Annotated in this window: 1 protein-coding gene; it reads right to left on the minus strand. The window is 69.7% G+C overall.

From position 1 onward, the window contains the following. Nucleotides 1–113 precede the first annotated feature (113 nt). Entirely contained in the window at nt 114–1,355 is a 1,242-nt protein-coding gene (gene mnmE, locus VE25_RS19945) for a tRNA uridine-5-carboxymethylaminomethyl(34) synthesis GTPase MnmE (RefSeq protein ID WP_280136850.1), read from the minus strand. Nucleotides 1,356–1,374: the final 19 nt, after the last annotated feature.

Here is a 1,374-nt window from a genome sequence, read left to right on the forward strand (position 1 = left end):
CCCCTCCCCTCAAAGGGGGAGGGGAGCACCGGCATCCGATCAATCACGCCTGCTCTATGCCAATGTTTCACGTGAATCAACATCGCCGCACGGGGCAAAATGTTTCACGTGAGTCATTTTCCGATGCAGAAGCTGAGGAACAACCGGTCCAGGACCCGTTCGGCATCGAGACGGCCGACCAGGCGCTCCAGCGCCTGCGACGCTTCGCGCAGGGATTCGGCGGCAAGCTCGGGCGCATCGAGACGGGCCTGGGCGCGGACTACAGCCTCACGTGCGGCCTCGACCGCCGCCCGGTCCCGCTCGTGACTGAGCAGGGCCGGTTCGCCGCCGGCGGCCAGTTCATCGGCGAAGGCCGCGAGCCGGGATTCCAGATCAGCAAGGCCATCGGCGGAGACGACGGAGACGGCAAGGTCGGCGCCTGCCGGACGGGGATGAATGTCCACCTTGGCCGCCACGCGCCAGACCGGGGCATGGGTCTGCGGCGGCTGTTCGGCGGAGTCGACGTCCGGCGCCGTCAGCCACAGCACCAGGTCGGCGCGCCCGATCTCGGCCCGGGCGCGGCGCACGCCCTCGGCTTCCGCCTTGCTGTCGGTTTCGCGCAGGCCCGCCAGATCGACGAGGATGACGAGCTGGCCGCCAAGGTCGACCGGCACTTCGCGTACGTCGCGGGTGGTGCCCGCTTCGTCGGTGACGATGGCGATGTCTGATTTCGCCAAGGCGTTGAGGAGGCTCGATTTTCCGGCGTTCGGCGGTCCGGCGAGCGCCACGCGCACGCCCTCGCGCACGATGCGGCCGCGGGTGAGGCTGGCGAGGGCGTCGGAGAGCTCGTCACGAAGCGCGGCGAGATCGGAAGCAAACATTTCCGGCAGCGTCTCCTCGACGTCGCCTTCATCGGAAAAATCGAGCCGGGCCTCGATCTCGGCGCGCAGATCCAGCAGCGCCTCGCGCCAGGCGTCGATCCGGCGGCTGAGGCCCCCTTGGTAACGGGCGAGGGCTTGCCGGCGCTGGTTCTCGGTCTCGGCTTCGATCAGGTCGCCGAGGCCTTCGACCGCGGTGAGGTCGAGCTTGCCGTTCTCGAAGGCGCGGCGGGTGAACTCGCCGGCTTCCGCCAGCCGCACGCCCGCCTCGGCGGTCAACGCCCGCAGGATGGCGCGAACGCCGGCCGGCGAGCCGTGCACCTGCAATTCGGCGCACGCCTCGCCGGTAAAGCTTTTCGGCGCCGGGAAATAGGCGACAAGCCCGCTGTCGAGCGCGCTTTGCGCCCCGATCCGCATGAGGGTGAGGCGTCGCGCTTGCGGCACGCCGCCCACGTGCTTGACCAGCAGGTCCGGCACCAGCGGCCCGGACATGCGGATGACCGCGACGCCTCACCCT

The organism is Devosia geojensis (genome assembly GCF_000969415.1).
Classification (GTDB): Bacteria; Pseudomonadota; Alphaproteobacteria; order Rhizobiales; family Devosiaceae; genus Devosia; species Devosia geojensis.